This window comes from Methylobacterium sp. J-067 (assembly GCF_022829465.1).
GTDB classification, from domain to species: domain Bacteria; phylum Pseudomonadota; class Alphaproteobacteria; order Rhizobiales; family Beijerinckiaceae; genus Methylobacterium; species Methylobacterium litchii.
This window is the reverse complement of record NZ_JAKSXZ010000040.1, coordinates 1-14384: the sequence shown is the minus strand read 5'-3', so window position 1 is coordinate 14384 and position 14384 is coordinate 1. Positions and strand designations below refer to the sequence as shown.

At 63.9% G+C, this 14384-nt stretch carries 14 protein-coding genes and 1 pseudogene; 6 read left to right on the top strand and 9 right to left on the bottom strand.

Going from position 1 to position 14384, the window contains the following annotated elements; translation table 11 throughout:
- Nucleotides 1–310: 310 nt before the first annotated feature.
- Nucleotides 311–586: a hypothetical protein gene (locus MKK52_RS02595; RefSeq protein WP_243952187.1), complete on the bottom strand. Its 276-nt coding sequence runs from the start codon at nt 584–586 to the stop codon at nt 311–313.
- Nucleotides 587–1356: 770 nt separating this feature from the next.
- Here MKK52_RS02595 and MKK52_RS02590 point away from each other — a divergent pair.
- Together MKK52_RS02590 and MKK52_RS02585 are read left to right on the top strand one after the other, a co-directional pair.
- Nucleotides 1357–1650: a hypothetical protein gene (locus MKK52_RS02590; RefSeq protein ID WP_243952186.1), complete on the top strand. Its 294-nt coding sequence runs from the start codon at nt 1357–1359 to the stop codon at nt 1648–1650.
- A 273-nt stretch (nt 1651–1923) separates the two neighbouring features.
- Entirely contained in the window at nt 1924–3612 is a 1689-nt protein-coding gene (locus MKK52_RS02585) for a methyl-accepting chemotaxis protein (protein ID WP_243952185.1), read from the top strand.
- Between the two features lie 264 nt (nt 3613–3876).
- Here the strand turns inward: MKK52_RS02585 and MKK52_RS02580 are convergent, their stop codons facing one another.
- Nucleotides 3877–4782, bottom strand: coding sequence for a helix-turn-helix domain-containing protein (locus tag MKK52_RS02580; protein ID WP_243952184.1), 906 nt, complete (start codon nt 4780–4782; stop codon nt 3877–3879).
- Between the two features lie 251 nt (nt 4783–5033).
- Between MKK52_RS02580 and MKK52_RS02575 the strand changes: the two genes are divergently transcribed.
- The 3 genes from MKK52_RS02575 to MKK52_RS02565 all read left to right on the top strand — a co-directional run bounded on the left by MKK52_RS02575 (nt 5034) and on the right by MKK52_RS02565 (nt 8095).
- Entirely contained in the window at nt 5034–6173 is a 1140-nt protein-coding gene (locus tag MKK52_RS02575; RefSeq protein ID WP_243952183.1) for an NADH:flavin oxidoreductase/NADH oxidase, read from the top strand.
- 61 nt (nt 6174–6234) lie between these two features.
- Nucleotides 6235–6498 (top strand): DUF485 domain-containing protein, encoded by a 264-nt coding sequence (locus MKK52_RS02570; protein ID WP_243952182.1) that lies wholly within the window; start codon nt 6235–6237, stop codon nt 6496–6498.
- A 13-nt stretch (nt 6499–6511) separates the two neighbouring features.
- A complete protein-coding gene (locus MKK52_RS02565) occupies nt 6512–8095 on the top strand; it encodes a sodium:solute symporter family transporter (protein WP_243952181.1) in 1584 nt (527 codons plus the stop codon).
- Nucleotides 8096–8562: 467 nt separating this feature from the next.
- Here MKK52_RS02565 and MKK52_RS02560 read toward each other — a convergent pair.
- The 4 genes and pseudogenes from MKK52_RS02560 to MKK52_RS02545 all read right to left on the bottom strand — a co-directional run bounded on the left by MKK52_RS02560 (nt 8563) and on the right by MKK52_RS02545 (nt 11939).
- A pseudogene (locus tag MKK52_RS02560) lies at nt 8563–8990 on the bottom strand (hypothetical protein).
- A gap of 92 nt (nt 8991–9082) precedes the next feature.
- Complete coding sequence (locus MKK52_RS02555; RefSeq protein WP_243952245.1) at nt 9083–10585, bottom strand: sensor domain-containing diguanylate cyclase; 1503 nt, start codon at nt 10583–10585, stop codon at nt 9083–9085.
- A 381-nt stretch (nt 10586–10966) separates the two neighbouring features.
- Nucleotides 10967–11143: a hypothetical protein gene (locus tag MKK52_RS02550; RefSeq protein WP_243952180.1), complete on the bottom strand. Its 177-nt coding sequence runs from the start codon at nt 11141–11143 to the stop codon at nt 10967–10969.
- 460 nt (nt 11144–11603) lie between these two features.
- Entirely contained in the window at nt 11604–11939 is a 336-nt protein-coding gene (locus MKK52_RS02545; RefSeq protein ID WP_243952179.1) for a hypothetical protein, read from the bottom strand.
- Between the two features lie 260 nt (nt 11940–12199).
- On the opposite strand from MKK52_RS02545, the gene MKK52_RS02540 reads away from it, so the two are divergent.
- Nucleotides 12200–12439 carry a hypothetical protein gene (locus tag MKK52_RS02540; protein ID WP_243952178.1) on the top strand — a complete coding sequence of 80 codons (240 nt, stop codon included), beginning with the start codon at nt 12200–12202 and terminating at the stop codon, nt 12437–12439.
- Here MKK52_RS02540 and MKK52_RS02535 read toward each other — a convergent pair.
- From MKK52_RS02535 to MKK52_RS02525, 3 genes are all read right to left on the bottom strand, one after another.
- Nucleotides 12436–13683: a hypothetical protein gene (locus MKK52_RS02535; RefSeq protein WP_243952177.1), complete on the bottom strand. Its 1248-nt coding sequence runs from the start codon at nt 13681–13683 to the stop codon at nt 12436–12438. The two genes, MKK52_RS02540 and MKK52_RS02535, sit on opposite strands and share 4 nt — an antisense overlap.
- Nucleotides 13684–13879: 196 nt before the next feature.
- Nucleotides 13880–14056: a hypothetical protein gene (locus MKK52_RS02530; protein WP_243952176.1), complete on the bottom strand. Its 177-nt coding sequence runs from the start codon at nt 14054–14056 to the stop codon at nt 13880–13882.
- Between the two features lie 11 nt (nt 14057–14067).
- Complete coding sequence (locus tag MKK52_RS02525) at nt 14068–14277, bottom strand: hypothetical protein (protein ID WP_243952175.1); 210 nt, start codon at nt 14275–14277, stop codon at nt 14068–14070.
- Nucleotides 14278–14384: the final 107 nt, after the last annotated feature.

Below are 14384 nucleotides of genomic sequence, written 5' to 3'. Positions count from 1 at the left end.
ACCCACGCCCACCTCAACCCGGTCAGTTGAGACGGGAAGGCAGGCGTGGGGGTCGCGGCTCGGGAGGAACCCGACACGCTACCCTAGCAAAGATTGTGCGACAGGCCGGCAACGTTGACTTAACCACCGCCCCTGGCCGACAGGGGCGGCTACTACTTTGCCTACACCAGCGGCCTGGATCGCACGTCCATCTCATTTTGAGAAGGTCAGCGCATGAGGCCGTCGCTGTGCTGTGGAAGGCGACGCGCCGGGGCCACACTTAGGGATAGAAGAAGGGCTGCCAGGGGCTAGGGGCTACCCTCGACTATGACTACTTGCCGCCGCCGCTTCCCGTCGAACCCATTCGAGAGGGCTGCCCTTCATTGCCAGAAGCAGCTGAGTCGTTCGAAATACCGTCCGCAGCACGTCCGGTCGGCGAGTAGCTGGCAGAGCCCTCTTCACCCGTCGAGCCCGGCTGACGGGTGACGACACCCGGCGCACCACGGGGGACAATAACGGTTGTAGTGGTCGGGCTTTCCAAAACCTGGGCGAAGGCAGGAGTAGTGAGCGCTGCGACAAACGCCGCAACGAGAATACGCTTGTTCATAGGGGTCTTTCGCTGAGAGACTGAAGAACGGTCGGTCGTGCGCAATGGTCCCAGCGTCGGTGTCACAGGTGCGGGCATACCTTGGGTGACCAGCATACAACCTGATTGAGGTGCTTAGCGAACGCCCTGGGACAGGTCCAAGCGGTGCCTAATAAAGTGAAGCCTTCCCCGCATGCGTGCCCGAGGCGTTCGCGTTACCGCACGGCCCGTAGCAGGTGAGTACGCAACGCCAGGCAGACCGAAGCCAGTTCCTCCCGTCCTGCCCGTGCAGCCTTGGCCGGGCGGTTGCGTGAGGGTCGGCAGCGCGGGGGAATTGGACACCGCAAGCGCCGGCTCACGGCCCTTTCTCAGCATTGAGCGGGCCAGCCGCTTTCGACCCAATGCAGGCACCCGGCTCACCTTCGGTGCTTCTTCAAAGGGGCCGTCGCGAGGTAGGGCAGTGACCTCAAGGCCACAGCGGGGCGGATACCCAGTTGGGTCGGGAACGGTTAGCCCCCAGGGTAGTTTGCGTGCCCATGACCCTACTGCCCAGCTCGTCTGACCGCTCGCCCCTTAACGCTTCGGCGATCTTTATGGCACTGGGTATAGGATTCCTGAGTGCGGCCATCGCAATGGTCCTGCTCTAGGGTTGGCACTGCCTGTTGAGCGGATCTCGACCGGCGTGCCGGTAAGCCTAAATCCAACGGACTGACTAACGTTGCGTGCTTAGAATGCTCGGCTGTTACATCCCGCCAGTTCTCGCAGGTGGTAGCCTCCGCGGTCTACGTGCGATGGGTTCTGACGATCCATTCGGCATGGGACGTGTGAACCACATAGACGATGCTCAGCCCGTCGATCCGAAAGCCACGGCTCAGAAGCTCGCTGGGCTCCAGCGCTGCATCACTGAGGGGCAGTGCCGAACGAGCGCCTATGCCAGCATCATCACAGACAAGGTGCGGGCCGGAGAAGACACTGAAGAGTTGGAGCGCCGGATGCTCGCTGAACTGGACAAGCTCATAGTCCTGCGCCTGGACTACGGAGCGCTCTGCTTCTTGAGCGGTACGCACGGCGATCCAAGCGGCTGAACCCCTATCCTAGTCGACCTGTTCGGTGGGTATTGCGCTACCAAAAGGCGTCCAGCGAGAAGATCGGCTGCTTTCGACCCATGATTGCCATACGGCGCTGCTTGGTGCGATCCAGTAAGCAGACTTGCAACCTAACGAAATAGGAAGCGAGTTTAATCTCTCGTTGGGTTTTTAGTTCCGAGCGCAAATCGCGGGTTATGCATCACTGCTTAACCATACGCGGTGCAGCATAATTGCTCTTGCACTCGTGACGTCGCGCGAACGGCCTTCCCCATGAACTTCCCGCCCCTGTCGATCCGGACGAAGCTCGTCGCCACCTTCGCCATGCTCAGCATGTCGATGCTCGGAACCGCAGCGATCGGCCTGCATGGCATCGATGCGTTGAGCCGGGTGAACGTCAGTCTGGGTCAGGACGCTGTGCCAAGCGTGCGCTATGCGGGCGAGTTGCGGGGCAACGTGATCGATGTGCGCGTCAGCGTCATCAATCACGTTCTCTATGCCGAATCAGCACGCATGGCAGCCGAAGAGAAGACGCTCGCTGAGAAGATCGCGGCGGTGACGAAGACCGCTGCAGCCTACGAGCCTCTCGCTGGTCGGGGCGAGGAGCGCCAGCTATTCGATAAGTTCACGACCGATTGGCAGGGCTTCAAAGCCAGCGTCGACGCGGTGCTCGTGCATTCGCGCTCTGGGCAAAAGGCGCAAGCTCTTGCCGAGATGACCGAGACCGTGCGTCCCCGCATCAAGGCGGCTGCAGAAGCGCTCGATCGGATCGTCGTCCTCACAAACCGCACGAGCGCGGCAGCCGTCGCACGTGGCGAGGCGACCGCGAGTGCAGCGCGGAGCCTGATGCTTGGGATGGGCGTGGCAGCCGTCGTATTTGCGGCTCTTCTGGCTTTCTTGATCGTACGCAGCATAAGCGCTGGCATCCGATCGGTCGTCACACCTATGGGGCAGCTTGCCGAAGGGGACCTGTCGGTCACGATCCCCCACCAGGGCCAGCGCACGGAGATCGGGACGATCGCGAAGGCCGTGCAGGTCTTCAAAGATGGCCTGATCCGCATGCGGGCATTAGAGGCTGAAACGGCTCAAGCGCGATTTGCAGCAGAAGAGCAGCGCAAGCGCGCCATGCGCGAGATGGCCGATGGGTTCGAGCAGGCGGTCGGCGGCGTCATCGGGATGGTGTCGTCCTCGGCGACCGAGCTTCAGGCGACCGCCGGAACCATGAGCGGCACCGCCGCCGAGACCGCGGCGCAGTCGTCCGCCGTGGCCGCGGCCGCTGAGGAGGCGGCCTCGAACGTCAACACCGTCGCCGCGGCGGCGGAGGAACTGGGCTCCTCGGTGCAAGAGATCGGCCGGCAGGTCGATGGCTCCGCCGAGCTAGCGCGACAGGCCGTGGGGGAGGCCGACCAGGCGGGGGCGCTGGTGCATGAACTGAGCACGGCCGTCGCGCGGATCGGCGACGTCGTCGGGCTGATCTCGAATATCGCCGGACAAACCAATTTGCTGGCGCTGAACGCGACGATCGAGGCGGCCCGGGCGGGGGCGGCCGGGAAGGGGTTTGCCGTGGTAGCCGCGGAGGTGAAGGCGCTGGCCGAGCAGACCGCGAAGGCGACGAACGAGATCTCCGGGCAGATCCTGCAGATCCAGGCGTCGACCGGGCAGGCCGTCGCCTCGATTGGCGGGATCACCGGGCGCATCCGGGAGATCAGCGCGGTGGCGACCTCGATCGCGGCGGCGGTGGAGGAGCAAGGGGCAGCGACCCAGGAGATCGTTCGCAACGTGGCCCAGGCGGCAGCGGGCACGGGGGAGGTCACGGGTAACATCGCCGGCGTAGCGGGGGCCGCCGAGGAGACCGGGGCGGCGGCGACCCAGGTGCTGGGGGCGGCCTCGGAGCTGTCGCGCCAATCGGAGCACCTCACAGCCGAGGTTGCCCGCTTCCTCGCCACCGTGCGGGCGGCTTAACACGAACCATCGAAGGTCCGCTTCCGCCATTTGTTTAAGCGGAAGCGGACGGGCAGCAAACCACCCGGAGCGGTCCTCCTACTTCCGACCCAACCCGGCCGCCCCGACTGTCATCAGCGCGTCTCCAAAGCGGCCGTCCAGGAACTTGGGTTCTGATTGACGCCCGACCTTCGGCGCTACGGCCGAAACCGAACGGTTGACGGAGCCTCTTCGATTTAGCCGGAACGGAACGATCGCCATCTCGCGACCAAGTTTATAAAAATTCTAAAAACGTCCGCTGGACCTATAATCTTTCGGAGTCAATCCAGTGATGCGTCGAAAGGCCGTCGCCAAATGGCTTTGATTGGAGAATCCAGTATCGAATGCGATAGACGTGATAGCTAAGTCAGTGGAAAGCAGCATGACCTTGGCTCGCTCGATACGTCGGGAGAGGACGTATTGATGGACGGTCGTTCCCCATTGCTTGAGGCACACCCGGGAAAGCGTACGGGGGGATACACCAACCTCGGCCGCCAGGGCTTCCAGTGAGAGATCCTCCGCGATCCGGTCTTCGATCACGTCACGGAGGCGCCATATCTCGCAGCGATCGGGCGCGTCTATGTCAGGCATCGTGCGTGCCGACCGTCCGTTGGCCGTGTAGGCCCGCACGAGGCGGACCACCATAGCGTGGACGAGTTCCTCGACGTAGAGCGCTGAAGACGGATCGGGCTCCTCTCGCAGAGTCTGCAAGATCGCCAGCGCCAGCTGTTCGAGGAGCGGATCAGACGTCCCAAGGGGGATATCCAGCTCGACCTGCTGCGCGGTCGCACTCCACATCTGGCGCGCAGTGTCGTTGATCAACCCTTGGCGAAGATGCATCGCCAGCATCTCCGACCGGCCTCGTCTTTGCCATTCGCTCTGGTCCAGAGCCGGGATGAGGTGGAACTGCCGGGGACGTAACGTGCTCGTCTCGGTCGTGCCTCCGCGCCCGATCCGCCGCCGGATCTGGGCCGGCCTGTTGACGCAGTAGCCGAGGCAGGGATTGCCGACGGGATCGAGCGTCCCGGTCCAAGGCTCGACGGCGACGTGCTGCGCATGGATGTCCTTCCAGCCTCGCCCTGTACTGCGAGCTAACGCGATATTCTTCGGCCAGGAGCCGATGTCGCGCGTCTGCATCGTCGCGATCGTCATGTCCGACCTCTCACCCCATACCCCACCGTTCCCTTGCTGAACGCTGTCTGGAATCTGTTCGAAATTGGCGTGAATTTGGAACGACGTTGCCCGAAGCTACGGGCAAGATAGGGACCAATCAAATCATAAATGACGAGGGTTGCAGCGTTCGACTGCACGATGCGCGATTTGGTTGGCTTAATTTCGAGCAGGCAGCTCGCATCTCCAGCAGAATGTCTTGTTGGATGCAGCGGGCGTGAAGAGAGATCGCGATGTCCTCACTGTTCAGCGAACTCAAAGTCCGCGATGTCACCCTGCGCAACCGCATCGCAGTCTCGCCAATGACCCAGTTCTCGTCACCCGACGGGCTCGTGAACGATTGGCATCTGGCGCATCTCGGCTCTAAGGCGGCGGGCGGCGCGGCCATGGTTGTGGTCGAGCAGGCGGCCGTCGCGCCCGAGGGCCGGATGTCCACCCAATGCGCGGGCATCTGGAACGACGCGCAGGGCGAGGCGCTGGCGCGTATAGCTCGGTTCGTCTCCTCTGTCGGCTCGGTGCCGGGCATCCAGCTCGGCCATACGGGACGGCGCGGCTGCGTCGAGCCGCCGTGGAAGGGCGGCGGCCACCTGCCGGACGACCACCCCGACCAGTGGGAGGTGATCGGCCCCTCCGCCGAGGCATTCGGCGGGAACATGCCGCGCGTGCCGAAGGCGATGACCCATGAGGACATCCGTACGGTGACCCGGCAATACGCCGACTCCGCCCGGCGGGCGCGGGAGGCCGGGTTCCGGTGGCTGGAGATCCACTGCGCCCACGGCTTCCTCCTGTCGAGCTTCTTCTCGCCGCTCGCCAACAAGCGCATCGACGAATACGGCGGCGACTTCACCGGCCGCAGTCGCCTCCTCATGGAGGTCTGCGAGGCCGTGCGCTTGGAATGGCCCGAGAGCCTGCCGCTCTCGATGCGCTTCGGCGTCACCGAGTTCGCCCCCGGCGGGCAGACGGTGGACGAGTCCGTGGAACTCGCCCGCCTCCTCGCACCCCGCGGCCTCGACCTCGTGGATGTCTCCTTCGGCGGCAACTCGGGCCGCGCTCAGACGCCGTGGGACGAGGAAGGCTTCATGGTCCCGGCGGCGCGGCGCATCCGCGAGGAGGCCGGCGTCCTCGCGGCCGCGAACTGGAACCTCGCCGACCCGGTCTACGCCGACGCCATCGTCAAGGACGGGCATGTCGATCTCGTCATGCTCGGCCGCCCGATGCTCGCGAACCCGCATTGGCCCGTCTACGCGGCCATGGTGCTTGGTGAGGAGCGCCCCTACGACATGCTGCCGGTCCAGTTCAGCACCTGGCTCAACAAGTATCAGCGCAGCCGTGTCAACAACGGATTCGGTCGAATCGTGACCGATAACACTTAGAAGGCCGCCGAATAAGCTTCGTTATTTTTGTGAGATCTATTCCCCAGCCGAGGATCGACCCATGTCAGCAGACAGACCCACGCCGTACACGCCGAACAACGACCTGCCGCAGGCCCGGCTCGGCTGGATCATGGCCCTCATCCAGACCCTGATCTACGGCACCTTCGTGGGGACCTTCATCGTCTCCCCGGCGACGATGACCCGCCCCATCGCGCCGGGCATGGCCGTGACGGTGGCGACCGTCGGCGGCCTGCTCGTCATCCTGTCGACGATGGTGTTGACGGGGCTCTACGTCCTGACGGCCAACCGCCTCACCGCGCGCTAAGGAGCCCGAGGCCATGCGCAGATTCCTGCTGCCCGCCCTTCCCCTCCTGGCCGCCGCGACGCCGGCCTACGCCGCCGGGTCCGACGGCGTGAACGTCACCGCCGTGACGATGTTCATCGCCATCGTCCTTGTGACGCTCGGCATTACCTACTGGGCCGCGCGGCGCGCCACTTCGGCGGACCAGTTCTACGCGGCCGGGGGTCAGATCTCCGGCTTCCAGAACGGTGTCGCGCTGGCGGGCGATCTCGTCTCGGCGGGCGCCCTGCTCGGTCTCGCCGGGCTGATCTGCTCCTCCGGCTTCGATGGGCTGATCTTCGCCGTGGGCTATGCCACCGGCCTGCCCTTCGTGGTGTTCCTCGTGGCGGAGCGCCTGCGGAAGCTCGGCCGCTATACGGTGGCCGACGTCCTCTCCACCCGGCTGTCGGAGACGCCGATCCGCATCTTCACGGCGGTGGCGACGCTCATCATCGTGATGTTCTACCTCATCGCCCAGATGGTCGGGGCGGGGCAGTTAATTCGGCTCCTGTTCGGGCTCGATTATCTTTACGCGCAGATCCTCGTTGGCGTGCTGATGATCTGCTACGTCATGTTCGGCGGGATGGTCGCGACGACCTGGGTGCAGATCATCAAGGCGATGCTCCTGCTGACCGCCGGTGTCGCGATCTCGCTCCTCGTGCTGGCGAGGTTCGGCTTCGACTACAACGCCCTGGTGGCTAAGGCGCTCGCCGTTCACCCGCGCCACGAGGCGATCATGATGCCCCAGGTCTATTCGGGCAGCGTCTGGCAGTCGGTCTCGCTGGGCATGACCCTGATGCTCGGCACCTCCGGCCTTCCGCATGTGCTGATGCGCTTCTTCACCGTGCCGGATGCCCGCGCCGCCCGTGTCTCGGTGTTCTGGGCGGTGATGTGCCAGAGCGGGTTCTTTGCCCTGATCTTTGTGCTCGGCTTCGGGGCGCTGGCGATCGTCGCGGGCGATTCGGCCTACCTCGACGCCAAGGGCGCGATCCGCGGCGGCGGCAACATGGCGACGATCCACCTCGCCCACGCGCTCGGCGGCGATACGCTCATGGGCCTCGTCTCGGCGGTGGCATTCGCCACGATCCTTGCGGTGGTGGCGGGGCTGACCCTGACCGGCGCCTCGGCGGTCTCCCACGATCTCTATGCCCGCATCATTGGCCGGGGCCGGGCGACGGAGCGGAGCGAGATCCGGGTGTCGCGCATGGCGACGGTCGGGCTAGGCATCCTGTCGGTCCTGCTGGGCATCGCCTTCCAGACGCAGAACGTGGCCTACATGATCAGCCTTGCCTACGCAGTGAGCTGTGCCTCGACTCTGCCGCTGTTGATCCTGGCCCTGTACTGGAACGGCCTGACGACGCGTGGGGCCCTCGCAGGCGGCGTGACCGGCCTCGTCCTGGCGGTGACGCTGACGGTCCTGGGGCCGCCGGTCTGGGTAAAGGTGCTCGGAAATGCCTCACCGATCTTCCCGATCGATCCGCCCACGATTGTGACGATGCCTTTGGCATTCCTGACGGCATTCCTCGTTTCGGTGTTGGACCGGAAGTCGGTGCCGGAGGCAGCAATGCCTTCCGCAATTTAGCCTCCTGATCGCGAGGCCCTGCAACTTACACTGTTGCGGGGCCCGGTGGCACTTCTGGACGGTCAGCCGCAGCCAAGATTATGAGGTGATAAACCCCAGCTCGCCGGCTACATGGACGCGTCGTTTATTCTGTCTCCGAACGTCATCCTGCGCTGAAGCGAGTTGCGCGGGCCGGCTCTATCTAACAGTCGCGGAAAGCCGATCTAAAAGCACGGAAGGTAGCCGAAAAAGCCGACTTTGCTTTTACTCACTTTCCAGGCGTGGCCTTAAGCCTGTGAGTTATTGCGAGCACCCAATAGCAATGGGTGAATGTTACAAAGTCATAGTTCGCGCCGCGTAATCACGGGCGTTGGTGACCCCTCTATCTGCCGGAGCCGAACGTCCGCTTCACAGTTCCATCAACTGTGAAGCGGACGGGCCGTTTTCCACCCCAAGCGGTCAGCAAATACGACCGCAACGGTACCGTCCTATCGGTAAGGCCCGCCGAACAGGTCGCCCGACGCCTTCCGCCGGAACAGGGTTCGCCACCGCCGCCGCTTATGCTCCGGCCGGTCGTGGTTCATGTGGCACCGCTGGCAGACCGCCATGAGGTTCACGTCCCGGTTGTCGGCGGTGTCGTGATTACGGTGAGTTGCAGCTAGAACCACCCGCGTCGTTCGGACGGAGCCCAGCACGTCGTCCTCCCCAACGGCGAGGCAGATGACACGGCCCACGCCGTCGCGCCAGGAACCGGCCTGCGCGTCCCACCTGCGGCCATCTCCGAGGTGCCAGACGGTTCCCCATGCGGACGCCCGCAGGCCTCACAGCGGCTCTTAGCGCGCCGGAAACGGATCACCGCCGACAGCTGCGGCCAGTCGATGGGGTAGAAGAAGCGGTGCTCGCGCCGGATCGGCATGGTGGAATGGTGCGGTGCTGGGGGTCAAGCGCTGATGCCTGTGGTACCAGCGATCCGCATCGAGTTGCCAGGCTGGCCCGGATACCGACCGGCTAAGCGCTTCCTACGATCAGAAGCTGTGGCTTCTGCGAAACCGCTGCGATGCCCTGTGACCGCGCACAGCGAGTTTGGTTGCGCCCCCCTGTTTTGGCTTCGTAGAGCGCGGCGTCGGCGAAGCGATAGAGCGCCATCATCGACGTGCTGTCCGCCTCGCTCGGGATGACGACGGCAAGTCCGATGCTCACCGTAATCGCACCAGCGCCGATGCCCGTTGAGCCAATCGATAAGGTAGCAATTTCAGCGTGAGCTTTCTCTGCGATCCGCAATGCGCCTGCCTGATCGGTGTCGGGCATGAGGATCGCAAATTCCTCTCCCCCGACCCGACAGACTAGATCGTTGGGCCTGTGCACGCTCGCTGATAGGCACCGCGCAAGGCCCTTGAGCACCTCGTCTCCGACCTGATGCCCATACCGGTCGTTGAACCGCTTGAAGTGGTCGGCATCAATAATCAGCAACGAAAGGGGGGCATAGTCGCGCCGCCCCTGCTCCCAGGCGCGAGAGCCTGCCGTATCGAAAGCTCGCCGGTTCGGTAGGCCGGTTAGGGCATCCGTTTGAGACAGGCGTTCGAGTTCGGCCTCCATGGCCTCACGACGGCGCAGCTCACGTCCGAACAGAAGAGACAGCACGACGGTCAGGCCACATAGCACCAACACCATGCTGCCAATCACGATTGCCTTTGCCCGCCATTCAGCCTCGATCTCGTTCGTGGCGAGGGCGACGTTCAGGATCAGCGGCAGGCTGCCGATCCGCGTGAAGGTGTAGTGTCGCTCTACCCCGTCACGCACAGAGGTTTGTATGAAACTGCCACTGTGTTCACGCAGGAAGCCGCGGAAGGTTGGGCTAACTGCGATGTTCACGCCAATATCAGCCTCGTTGAAGGGATGACGCATGAGGCGCGTGCCATCATCGAGGTACAAATTGATCGCGCCATCCCGACCTAGATCAAGCTGACGGAACAGGTTTGTGAAGTAAGATAGTTTCACGCTGCCAAGGACGACTCCGCCGAAGGTGCCGTCCGACTTGCTGATGCGACGGCTGAAGGGGAGCATCCGTTCGCCGGTCAGGCGTGAGACGATGGGGCGTCCGACGTAGAGGCTGAGGCCAGCGCGAGACTTGTGAACCTGAAAGTACTCGCGATCCGCGTAGTTACCCCCACGTGGGGGCATGGCATCAAGATCGGCGACGATATCACCGCGCTCATCGATAACGAGCATCACACCCATGTCGCGAGCGGTAGCGGCACGATCAAACAGGATGAGCTGGCGCAGTTTCGCGTCGACCTCTGCAACTCCCGGAGCCCTGGAGTTTTCCACGGCGGACTGAAGCGAGAGGTCGTACATCTCCACATTGCGGGCGATGTCGCGCTCAAGAACTTGCAGCAGGTTCTTCGATGTCTGTTCGGCTCGTTCCCAAGCGTCCTGCCTAAGATCAAACAACATGAAGCCTGAGACGGCGAGCATGCCGAAGGGCGCGACGACGCTTAAGGCGATCCACATCTTGGCCGAGCGAAAGGACCGCAATCTAAGGTGGGACCAAGGCACAGCGTTCTCGCGAGCGGTTCTCCTTAGCCTGAACGTGTAAACATAAATACTTAATCTCCAATTGATGTTGCTCATCTGAGCCGCTAAGGGTACTCAATCAGATAATTCGATCACGGCAATTTTACATATATGGCGGTGCTTGTTAGTAAAAAAGTTTAAAATTGTCGATCTATTGCGGAACAAAGCCGTTCTGCATTATGGTTCGGCGATAAGTACACAACAGCCGCCCCGTCGCTTGGCCTTGGATCGGAGCAGACAGCGGGGCATCGATATCACGCCCCGATAGCGTGCAACACGTTGCACATGCCCCTTCACAGTCGGCCAAGGCGCAGTTCGTCAGACCCTAACTTCTTCGGCGTGTAAGCCACCCGCCCTGATGTGTTCAGGCAGGTCACTGTGGTCGTAATAGCCCGCCTCGTGCGCCATGGCGCCCAAGGCGGCAATCGGCCCTGATGCGGCGCCTGTCCAGAGGATCGCACCCGTCACCTGCTGGCGGATCTGAAACACGCGCATCACTGCCTCGCTCTGATGGATGCTGAGACAAGCGCCGCCTTGATGGCTCGTTCCTGCTGGTCGGCTGCCGGGCTAGCGTGACGCAGTCTCTGCCGGCGGTTCGACTGCCATACGCACCGGGATCAGCGCTTCTTCTCGGCACGGTGATGGATGTGCGCTTCGGCGACGGGCATAAGCGTCCAATTGCCGTCGATCAGCGCCTCGCAGGTGTTTTTGTCGGGCGTCATCATGTGAAGTGGGTGCCACGTAGGACGGTTTCTCTCCGACCGGTTTTAACCCACTGCCCTCCTGCGCCAATCGAAAGCCCGCCAGCGCAGCAGAAGCCGCGTTCGTGCCGGATCGGCATGGCGGGTGATGCGGTGGATGGCCTACCGTAGCCATACGAGATCCAGCGGGGTCGTACATCCCCCAGGATCTTAGGGAGCTTTGGTTCTCGTTCCTGATCAGTCGAGAGGGAAGCTCATCCTTCTGACAGTAGGGTCCGTGCCTCGCTCACTAGGTGATAGAAGCGACCATCGAACATCTTCATCACCGCTTCGGTGGCGGCATGCGACTCGGGACGGATCGATGAGGCGAGGCAGGCGTCCAACGCCGCCTGATCAGGAAAATCCATCTCAAGGATCATCGCAATCGGTCGCGCGTCGTCATCCTTGGAGACCAAGCGCTGCACCCGCACAGCGAGCACGCCAGGGAAACGACGCCAGAATGGCTCCAGCTCGTCCCTGACCCGGTGGAAGAACTCGTCCTCCCGGCCGTCGCGAACGGTACCCTCGTAGATCGCGGTCCTGGTCAGCATCGGCTCACTCCGAGAAGCTGACCGTCAACAGAGAGGCGTGCAACACGTTGCATAAATGTCCCCGGTTTCTGACCTTCTGCGACAGCACTCGCTGAGCTATTCGCTATGCAATGCCTTGCCGATGCAGCGAAATGCCTCGCGGGCGATGGATCGTGCTTCTGATGGAACTGCATCCCTGCAAGGGCCACATTTTCTCGATTGCTTGATCCCGCCCTGCTGGCTGCCTCGACACCCGCAGGCTGCACCGCCATGTTGAGTTGATGACGCCGCCCGAGCCCGCCAATGACGAGAGACCGCCCCTGTGGCCGGGGCTGTCCAAGCGCGCTGATGAACGGTTTTGGCTCTGGTTCTCCTTGGCCGTGATCGCATGTGGCATCGCCTTCATGCTCGCCGTTCTCGACGCTCGGCATTGGGTCAGCTTCGGCATCACCATCGGTATCGCGTCGTTCTTCATCATCGGCGCGGCACTCTGGCGGCTGGTCGTCTACGGTCGGGCCTAGGGGAGCATTCCGGCGCGCTGCGGCGTCCGGCTCGCGAGGAATTCCGCGAGCCGGTTGCCCTTGCTGTCGTCGTTGGCCGCCGGCTGGACCCGCAGGTAGAGCGGCGCGACGGTCTCGGGCGCGGAGCGTGACGCGGCACCCAGCAGCCTGTTCACGGGCCCTGCCTGCCCCGTGCCGAGCGCCTGATCGATGAGGCGGTTCGTCAGCGCCGGAGAGCGGAGCACCTGGCTGGCGATCCTGCCGCCCGCGAAGCCTGCCGCCGCACTGCCGAGGCTCGGGACTGCATAGCCCGCGGCTGCGGCCGTGAGGGCAGGGGCGACACTCTTGAGGCCAGCCGCCGTCGTCGCGGCCCCGCCGGTCAGCGCGGCGATCTTAGCCGCCATCCCGAGCGTGTCCCGAGAAGCGGTTGCGCCTCCACCCTCGCGTGGCCCGAAGGCCTGCGCCACCCGAGCGAGGTCCGCGAGGTCGCCGCCGCGCCCGTAGGCCATGCCGTCCGTGGCCTTCGCGACCGCCGCCCGGAAAGCCGCCGGGTCGATGCTGCCGCCCGTGTCCTGTACCAGCGGCTCGACCACCTTCATGACGCGGTACTGGTTGCGGGCTTGGCGCAACTCGGCCGCGAGGTCGTCGGGGGCGGACCGCTCGAACGCTCCGGTGAGGGCGGTCTTCAGCCGCCCCGCGAAGTGCGAGAGCGAGGAGTCGTCGCCACCCTGCATGAGGTCGAGGGGCGAGCCCTTGCGGGTGAGGTTCTGGTAGGCCGAGCCCTCCATCTCACTCGTCGCCGGGTCGAACTTGCCCTGGATGCCCCGGAACACCTTCTGCAGCTTCCCGAGCTGGTTGGCGTCCAAGGCCTCCGAGGCATCCCGGAAGATGGTCTGTAGGTCCCCGGCGAACTCGTTGTCCTGTCGGACCCAGGTGTTCTTCTCGATCCGGTCGAAGGTCTGCCCGAGGCGGGTCTTGGCGGACTGCATCAGGGCCGGGGTGATCTTCGTCCCGTTCTCACCCATCAGGCCGGCGATCTGGCCGTTCAGGGCCGCCTGCTTTGCGGCGTCGATACCGCCGTAGCCCATGCCCGGCACCTTGGAGAGCGCCGTGTCGGCCCCGCGCAGGAGGGGGCTATCCGAGATCTCGGCGGCTCGAACCGGCAGGCCGAGTTCCTGCGCCCGCCGGGCGAGGGCAGCGGCTTCGGGGGACGCGGAGCCGGTCAGACGGTTGAAGGTGCCGGAGGCATCCGAGCGCACAGGCACGCACACATGACAGTTTGCGTGTAGCGGCTGAAACAGACCCCCAAAACCCTCGAAACCCCCAACTCACCCCGGCGAGGCGCCGATGATCGCCCCCGCCGACGCCGGGAGGCCATTTCGCCCCGAATTGGACGAGGCTGAGCGCCGCGCCTGCTTGCGCGCCTTGCGCCAAACCGCCCGCCGCCTCGCCAGCTGGTTGTCACCGCTTCTCGCGCTGCGCTTCTTCTTCGGCTTCCGTACCTGGTCGCTCCATCGGACCATCCTGCGGCTTCACTGTGCCGGTCGCCGTATCTTGGGGGCTGTTGGCCAGTCCTTCACTCTTCGGTTTGCCCTGCGGCATCCGCTGAGCCTGTGTGTCGGTCGGCTGATCGGCCATACTATGCGTCCTCAGATTTCGGTTTCGCGTTTCACGACCGCGTCCTCGCCGTCGCCCTTCTGCGATAAGCCGACCTCCGGTGCCTCGTCGTTCGTCGGCAGAGCAGACTCAGCAGCTGGAACCCCCCGTTCATCTCCCCTGACGCGGTGTCCCGCGTCATACTCGGTGACGGCCAGGTCCTCGGTGCGGACTGGTGCGGGCGGGATTGGTTCGTCAGGCATCAGCGTCCTCCTGGATCAAAACCAACCTCTCCTCGTGAGTTTAGGTCCGTCAGCGCGCGCCGACCTTCGCGCTCGACCGCGCCCGCAAACAAAAAAGGCGGGGCTCT